The 7,998-nt window shown below is 65.9% G+C and carries 6 protein-coding genes; all 6 read left to right on the forward strand.

What is annotated here, in order from left to right:
* Window positions 1-4: 4 nt before the first annotated feature.
* The 6 genes from DSAT_RS06660 to DSAT_RS06685 all read left to right on the forward strand — a co-directional run bounded on the left by DSAT_RS06660 (window position 5) and on the right by DSAT_RS06685 (window position 7,944).
* On the forward strand, window positions 5-1,021 hold the full coding sequence (locus DSAT_RS06660) for a radical SAM protein (protein ID WP_020886810.1): 1,017 nt from the start codon (window positions 5-7) through the stop codon (window positions 1,019-1,021).
* Window positions 1,018-2,019, forward strand: a complete 1,002-nt coding sequence (locus DSAT_RS15360) for a radical SAM protein (RefSeq protein ID WP_020886811.1) — start codon at window positions 1,018-1,020, stop codon at window positions 2,017-2,019. Before DSAT_RS06660 ends, DSAT_RS15360 begins: the two co-directional genes overlap by 4 nt.
* Entirely contained in the window at window positions 2,012-2,962 is a 951-nt protein-coding gene (locus DSAT_RS15115) for a radical SAM protein (protein ID WP_161656096.1), read from the forward strand. The genes DSAT_RS15360 and DSAT_RS15115 overlap by 8 nt, the downstream gene beginning before the upstream one ends.
* A gap of 204 nt (window positions 2,963-3,166) precedes the next feature.
* Complete coding sequence (locus tag DSAT_RS06675) at window positions 3,167-6,145, forward strand: hypothetical protein (RefSeq protein WP_020886813.1); 2,979 nt, start codon at window positions 3,167-3,169, stop codon at window positions 6,143-6,145.
* A gap of 111 nt (window positions 6,146-6,256) precedes the next feature.
* Complete coding sequence (locus DSAT_RS06680) at window positions 6,257-6,943, forward strand: TylF/MycF/NovP-related O-methyltransferase (RefSeq protein ID WP_020886814.1); 687 nt, start codon at window positions 6,257-6,259, stop codon at window positions 6,941-6,943.
* Between the two features lie 194 nt (window positions 6,944-7,137).
* Window positions 7,138-7,944: a sulfite exporter TauE/SafE family protein gene (locus DSAT_RS06685; RefSeq protein ID WP_020886815.1), complete on the forward strand. Its 807-nt coding sequence runs from the start codon at window positions 7,138-7,140 to the stop codon at window positions 7,942-7,944.
* The last annotated feature ends 54 nt before the right edge of the window (window positions 7,945-7,998 follow it).

Raw genomic sequence — 7,998 nt, forward strand, 5'->3', positions numbered from 1 at the left:
AACAGTGCTGCCCCTTTCCACCCTGACGTTCTTCCTGTCCTGGCGCTGCAGCGTCGCCTGCGAGCATTGCGGCTTTACCTGCGGCCCAGGCCGACGGGGAAAGTTGTCGATCCAGCGCGCCCTGGCTCTCATCGACGAGGCGCACCGGCGCGAGCCCACCTTGCGCATGATCGCCTACTCCGGCGGCGAGCCGTTCCTCTTCCACGACGACCTGCTGACCCTGATGAGCGCCGCATTCGCGCGCGGCCTTGCAGGCGGCGTGGTCAGCAACTGTTCCTTCGCCGTCTCCGACGACGCGGTGCGCGCGCGGCTCGCGCCTCTTGCCAGGCTGGGGCTCGAAGAACTCATCGTCAGCCTGGACGAATTCCATCTGGCCTTCGTCCCGCTGGAAAACATCCGGCGCGTGGCCCACTTCGCCATGGACAACGGCGTGCGCCTTGGGGTCAACGTCCTTGCGCTGCGCGGCAGGGGCATCCGGCGCGCCGAGGCGGCCGCCATGCTCGGCATCGACGCGGCCAACCCGCCGCCGGGGGGATTGTGGATACAGGAGTCGAGCCCGCTACGCACGGGCAGAGCCCAAAGAGCCATCAGCCCCGAGGAGCAGATACTGCATCCTCTCGCCTCCTTCGCCAACAATCCCTGCCAATACGTGACCCGGAACATGGTGGTCACGCCGGAGGAGCGCGTCTTCGCCTGCTGCGGGTTCGGCGACTCCTCCCCGCGCGGCCCGGCCGCGCTGGCCCTGGTGGGCGACCTTCGCACCTCCTCGTTTGCCGAGTGCCTGAACAGGGCCCAGGGAAGCCTGGTCTTCAACATAATGGCCGAATACGGCCCGGCGGCGCTCCTGGCGCTCGCCAGAAACCACGACGACTCGATCGAACTGCCCGAAGCCTTCGCCAGCAACTGCGACATCTGCGGCCACATCTCGGCCACGGCCCCCGTGCGCAAGGCTCTCTCCAGGGCGCTGCGCGCCCTGACGGCCAAAATACCCGACACCCCTGCGAGGACACGCGCCCCATGACACCTCCCCGCCCCCTGAACCTGAATCTGATGCTGACCTACCGCTGCAACTACCGCTGCCGCCACTGCATCGCGGACTGCGGCCCGGAGCGAAAGGAGACCGCCTCCCTCGACGCTTGCGCCGGATTCATCGACGCCTGCGTCGCCGCCGACGAGGTGGCCACGGTCGGGTACACCGGCGGCGAACCATTCCTGGTTCCCGAACTGCTCACCGACCTCATGCGGCATGTCCACGACCACCACGGCCTCCCGCAAGGGCTCGTGACCAACGCCTTCTGGGCCACCTCGCCCGGCGTTGCGCGCCGCCGCCTCTCCGAACTGAAGGACCTCGGGCTCTACATGCTTACCGTGAGCCTGGACGGCTTCCACGCGAACCATGGCCCGACCGGCTTCGTCCGCAACGCGGTCCAGGCGGGACTCGACCTTGGGCTTTTCGTCACCGTGAACACGGTCGTCACGCGAACCGGTAGCATCTCCAAGAAGGAAGCGCCCCGCATTCTCGGCCTGCCCGGCGAGGATTCCGGCGTGATCGTGCGCGAATTCGGCCCCATCCGTGTCGGCCGCGCAGCCCGGCTCCTGGCCGACGACGAATTCATCGAGACGGACTGCGAGGCATCCTTTGATGCCGCTTGCGGATTCGTGCAGACGACGCCTTCGCTCGCCCCCAGCGGCGACCTCTACGCGTGCTGCTGCTTCGGCGACGCCGAGCGCGGCCCCGAGGAGCGCATCGCCCATGTCGGGAACCTGCGCGACGCGGACGCGGGAACGCTTTTGCGTGCCATGCGGTCGGATCTTCTGCTGTGCATCCTGGCCGAGGCAGGACCGTTGGCCGTGTTGGCCGAACTTAAGAGAAGGGTCCCGGGGCTTCGTGCCCGCAACCGCTACTTCACCACCTGCGACGTATGCGTCGATCTCTTTCTCAACCCCGACGTCCGCCCGCATCTGGCCGCCCTTCTCGACGACTATTCGAACACCTCGAAACGGGCCTGTCATGGTTGAGACTGTCGGACTCTCTTTGTGTCTGACCCGGAACTGCAACGCGGCCTGTCGCCATTGCGGGGTCTTGGGCGCTCCCACGACCGGGGGAACCATGGGCGTGAAGGATGCCCGCGGCTACCTCGTCGAGGCGGCCGGGCTCGAAAGCCTTCGCAGCGTCTCGTTGACCGGGGGCGAGCCCATGCTTTTTCCCGACCTCGTGCGCGATACCCTGCACGCCTCTCACGAACTGGGGCTCGAAGCGGAACTGGTCAGCAACAGCTTCTTCGCAACCTCCGAGGCCGCGGCCATGAAGTGCTTGTCTCCCCTGGTCTCCCTCGGTCTCACCACCTATGTCACGAGCCTCGATCTTTTCCACGCGGAATTCGTACCCCCCGAGCGGGTGGGAAACGCCGTGCGCGCGGCCCTGGCCCTCGGACTCGGCGTGGTGCTCAAGATCCTCGACCGCGGCCCCGGAGCCATGCCCCCGGACGAAACGCGCCGGGTCATCGGAGAGGCCCTTGATTCCCCGAGGCTTCGTCAAGCGCGCGGCGCGCTTGTCCTCGCGGGCCGCGTGCGGTCGCGCGACCATGCGACGTCCCGCCCCGCAGCCGCCTGGCAAGGCGCCTGCGACAAAGTCCTGCGATATCCGGCCGTGACTCACGACGGCCTTTTCTACGCCTGTTGCAGCTTCGGCGAAGGGGCACGCCTCGTGGGCGACGCAACGCGCGAGCCCCTCCTGTCGCTTCTGCACGACATGCGCGGCGATCTGCTCCTCAACATCCTCTCCTGGCGCGGCCCCGCCGGAGTTCATGGAATGCTTGTCGAACGAGGACTTGCCGATCCCGGCCGCCTCTTCCTCGGACCGTGCGACCTGTGCACCTCCCTTTGGGAAGACCCCGATCTGCGCCCAGCCACAGCCTCTCTCGTGGCAGACCTCACGGGCAGCCTGCACACCCTCGCCTGAACCCTCCGCCGCCCTCGCGGCTCGCTTCCCCACCCCGGCGCGGCCGCACAAAGCAGTTGACCCCGAGCTTGTTACAATAATAACATGTTTGTGGCGACGATGCCGGACGCAGCCCTTTAGATTGAACGAGTGGTCATACGTTCACGCAAATACGGCTGCCGGACCACAAACGCGAGCGCGAAAAGAGATACACGCGAGTTAGCCATGAGCGACGCGCCCACGACCGCACCCGGCGGCATCCTCTTCGACCCCCAGGATCACGAGCTTTTGCGCATCGTCAACGACGTGCTCGCGCGCGGCCACGGTTCGTCCTGGAAACGGCTGCTGGCCCCCTACCTGCACCCGCACGGCATCAAGGAGCTCTCCGCCTCCAAGGGGCTGCGCATCGCCTACGCCGTCATCCATCTGCTCGGGTCGCTCGAACGCGGCAAGGCCGAAGACCGGCTCGCGGCGCTTCGTGGCCTTCGCGACGAGGTGCTCTCGGCCCCGGAAAGCGCCCTGCGCATCAACACCGCGCGCGTGCTCGTGCAGATCATGAAGGAACTCGTCCGCGCCAAGGGGCATTCGCGGCGGCAGCTCGAACTGGCCCACGATTTCCGTCGTGCCGTGACAGGCAAGCCCTTGGTCATCCGTGCCGAGCTCGCCAAGCACCATCTCCTCGAAATGCCCGAGGAGTGGAATCAGATGTGCTTCGACGACCATGTGCACGACGCCAACACCAAGGGCCGCAAATCGCCCACGCACCTGGTCATGGACGCCTGGATCAAGGGCATCCGCAAGCTCACGGTGGTGACCTACAACCACATTCAGCCCGATGCCGCCCAGGAACTGCTCGAAGCGGCCGTGATCATGAACATCTCGGCCAGGGTCGGAGTCGAATTCAGAGCGCGGCATCAAGGGCGCTTCGCAAAACTCCTGTGGACGCCGCGCGGCTTCACCGATTGCGACGAATTCCTGGATTTCCTGCGCAAGCCGGCCATGCGCGAATTCTGCGAGCAGGGTCGCCAGGTTTCGCTTTACCAGCAGCGCTATGTCTGGAGCGTGCTCGACAAGTACAACCGCGAGCTTCGCCTGCGCATCGGCCGCGAATACGGCGTGGACCTGCCCGAGTTGACGCACGAGGGCTTTGCCGCCCACGTGGGCGCGGGGCAGCCCTCCACCTACCACCTCGGCCACTTCATCGGGCAGCGCATCGACAAGGCACGGGGCGAGTCGGCCCGAGAAAGAGCCGACGCGGTCGGCCTGCCCGAGGAAGTTGATGCGGAATCCATCGTCGATCGCTGGCTGCAACCCTCTGCCAATCCGGACATCGAAAACACCTTCGCTCCCATTGAAAACGCCGAGGCGCCAGAACTCCTCTCGCTCACGGCCCGGGAATTGTGCGAGCGCATCGCGTCGCTGCACGTGAACAATTGGATCACCCTGGACCTCTCGGGGTTGACCGTGCAGGACGTGCTCTTCCTGCTCTACGACTGCCGGGGCGCTATAACCCACCTGGAAATTTTCAACCTGCGAACCCACGAACGCGGCGCGCAGGCCGATCTGGCCGCGATCCTGGAGTTGCAGGAGATCATAAACTCCGCCAACCCCGTGCGGTTCAAGAAGTTCGTGCGCCGAGCCATGGACGAACTCGAACAGGAGGACACGCCGCGCAGCCGCGAGGCGCACGCGCGCATGGCGGACATCCTGGACCAGATATCTATCTTCCTGGCTTTCTACCGCAGACGCACCCTCAGGGTGCGCATCGGCACGGACTCCACGGGGCAATCGGGCCGCCGTCACGGCATGGGGCTGGTGGTGACCGAGACGCTTCCCACGCGCGCCCGGCGGGCCTTGGGCCGTCGCGGCCACCAGTTGCGCAAGCCCCTGCCACTGTTTCTCGAAGTCACGCCCCAGACCGTCTGCACCCCGCGCCGGGCGAACGGCGCGGCCGGCGCCTTCCTGCGTCTGCTGCGAGGCGTCTTTCCCGGCTGCGGTCCGGGGCACGAGGCCAGGCGGAGTTGGATCAAGGGGGGATGCAGCCTCGCGCCGGACGGCAAGGGCAACGTCTTCACCCTGGGCGGCGTGCGCGCCCACCCTCCGGCCTCCCAGCTCGAGGCCGCGCCGGCGCGAAAGGGTCCCGGCTTCTCCTGGACCTACATGAACAGCCATCTGAAGAACGGGCTCAAGGTTCTGCTCGGGTTCATCCCGGCCGCCCTGACCTTCGCCCTGACAAAGGACTGGTGGGTGCTGGCCTGGCTTGGCCCCTTCATCTGGTTCGGCATCACCGGGCTTCGCAACATCATCCAGTCGGTGCTGGGCGGCGGCGGACTCTGGCGTTCGCCGCTCTTGCGCTGGAACAACTACGTGAGCTGGGACCGGCTGGCCGATTCGCTGCTCTTCACCGGCTTCTCCGTCCCGCTGCTCGACTATCTGGTCAAGACGCTCCTTCTGGAGCGGGGCTTCGGCGTGACCACAGCCACCGATCCGTTCACGCTCTATGCGGTCATGGGGCTGATCAACGGCCTGTATCTCTCGGGCCACAACCTCCTGCGCGGCCTGCCCCGCGCCGCCGTGTACGGCAACTTCTTCCGCAGCGTCCTCTCCATCCCGCTGGCCGTGCTCTTCAACGCCGTGGCCGGGAACATCCTCGGGGCCTACGGCGTGGCCGCCGTGAACGACGTCCTGCAGAAGTGGGCCGCGATCATCTCCAAGCTGGCCTCGGACTGCGTGGCGGGCGTCATCGAAGGCCTGGCCGACAGGGCCGCGAACATGGCCCTGCGCAGGCGCGATCTGCGCGAGAAGTTCCGCCAGGTCTACGAGACCTACGCCCTGTTGGAGGTCCTCTATCCCCAGGAGGACATGCTGGAGCTCCTCGAATCGCCCGAGACGATCATCGAGACGCTGTCCTACGAGCATCGCGACCTGGACAAGATCGTCATCGTCAACGCCCTGGACTTCATGCATTTCTGGATGTACCAGCCGCGCGCGAGGACGGTCATGCGCCAGATGCTCGCGGCCATGAGCCAGGACGAGCGCAAGGCCTTTCTGCTCTCGCAGTACGTGCTCAGGCGCGAGAAGGAGATCAGCCTGCTCCTGGTCAACGGCCTGCTCGGCAGACAGTTCAGCCGCGCCCTGGCCTTCTACCTGAACAACGCCCAGACGTATCTGGACGACATCCAGGCCCTGGCCTCCAAACCCTGATTGCGCCCGGGGCGCCGCGCCATCGCGCCCCACTTGGCGGCACGTTCCTTGCTTGGAAGATGCGCGCGGACGTTTCCGCGTCGGTCATCCGTCAGCCAGGGGAACACGAACATGTTCGACAAACAACAGATAGGCGCGGCCGTGGGACTCATCCTGAACGGCGACAAGAACGCGTGGGAACACGGGTATTTCGGTCTGATCCACGCCGAGGTCATGCGCGAGCACCAGGGCGACTACCCGGCCTTCGACTACGAATACAAGGACCGTCGCCTGCTTTACGCCCATGTCAACGACCATGTGCTCAAAAACCGGCCCGTGGACTATCTGGAGTTCGGCGTCGCCGGGGGCCAGAGCTTCCGCGACTGGCTTTCGCTGAACACCTGCCCGGAGTCCCGCTTCGTGGGCTTCGACAGCTTCGAGGGGCTGCCCGAGGATTGGCACGCCGGGAACCGCGGGAAGGGAGCCTTCTCGCAAAACGGCGCCATCCCGAACATCACGGACCCGCGCGGCAGTTTCGTCAAGGGCTGGTTCAACCAGACGCTCGAACCGTTCCTGGCCGGATTCACGCCCGAGCGCCAGCTCGTGCTGCACCTGGACGCGGACCTCTACAGTTCCACGCTCTACGTGCTCATGACGCTCAACCGCGTCATCAAGCGTGGCACGGTTATGATCTTCGACGACTTCCAGCCGCGCGACGATTTCGCCGCCTTCCACCACTGGGCCAAGGCCTGCGGCCGCAACTGGCGCATCCTGGCCGCGCGGCGCGACCACTACAAGCTGGCCGCGGTCGTCTGGTAGGCTGACGTCCACATTCATTCCATCCGACGCGCTGTCGATCGCAGCGCTTCGTTTCCAGGAGCGACCGCATACACGCCGCGCCTTGACTTGAACGGCGTTTCGGCCTATCGGCTGATCGTTTGACCAAACAAGGCCGAGGCGCGACTTCCTCTCGTAAGGGCTTCCCGCCACCCGGCCGTACGCGCGGAGGCCCAATGCTCACCTGGCTCATCTATCCCGTGTTCGGCGCGATCGCCGGCGTCATCGCCGGTCTTCTGGGCGTTGGCGGCGGCATCGTCGTCGTGCCCGCGCTCGTCTATCTCTTCGCCCTGCAAGGGCTGCCGCCCGAGTACATCATGAAGATGGCGCTGGGCACCTCGCTGGCCGCCATCTGCTTCACCTCCATCTCCAGCTTCCGCGCCCACCACCGGCGCGGAGCCGTGATCTGGACGATCGTGGCGACCATCACCCCGGGCATCCTCATCGGCACCTTCGGCGGCACCTGGCTCGCGGCCGCGCTGTCCACCAACTTCCTCAAAGGCTTTTTCGCCATGTTTCTGTATTTCGTCTGCGCGCAGATGCTGCTCGACCTGAAGCCCGCGCCCACGCGCCAACTGCCGGGCAAGGCCGGGATGACCGGCGCGGGCGGGATCATCGGCGTGGTCTCGGCGCTGGTGGGCATCGGCGGCGGCACGCTCTCCGTGCCCTTCATGAGCTGGTGCAACGTGCCCCTGCACAAGGCCATCGGCACCTCGGCCGCCATCGGTTTTCCCATCGCTCTGGCCGGAACCGTCGGCTACATCGTCAACGGCCTCTCAGCGCCCGGACTGCCGGATTACGCCCTGGGCTTCATCTATCTGCCCGCCATGATCGGCATCGCGGCCGTGAGCGTGCTCACCGCTCCCTACGGCGCGAAACTTGCCCACGCCCTGCCGGTCAAGACGCTCAAGCGTTGCTTCGCGGTCTTTTTGCTGCTTGTCGCCACCAAGATGCTCTGGGAAGTCATCGAAGCGGTCTTCTGACGAGTCGCGTCAAAAGCGCCGTTGCATTGCCGCAAAAGCGCCGATCCCACACAT

The sequence above is a fragment of the Alkalidesulfovibrio alkalitolerans DSM 16529 genome (assembly GCF_000422245.1).
GTDB lineage: Bacteria > Desulfobacterota > Desulfovibrionia > Desulfovibrionales > Desulfovibrionaceae > Alkalidesulfovibrio > Alkalidesulfovibrio alkalitolerans.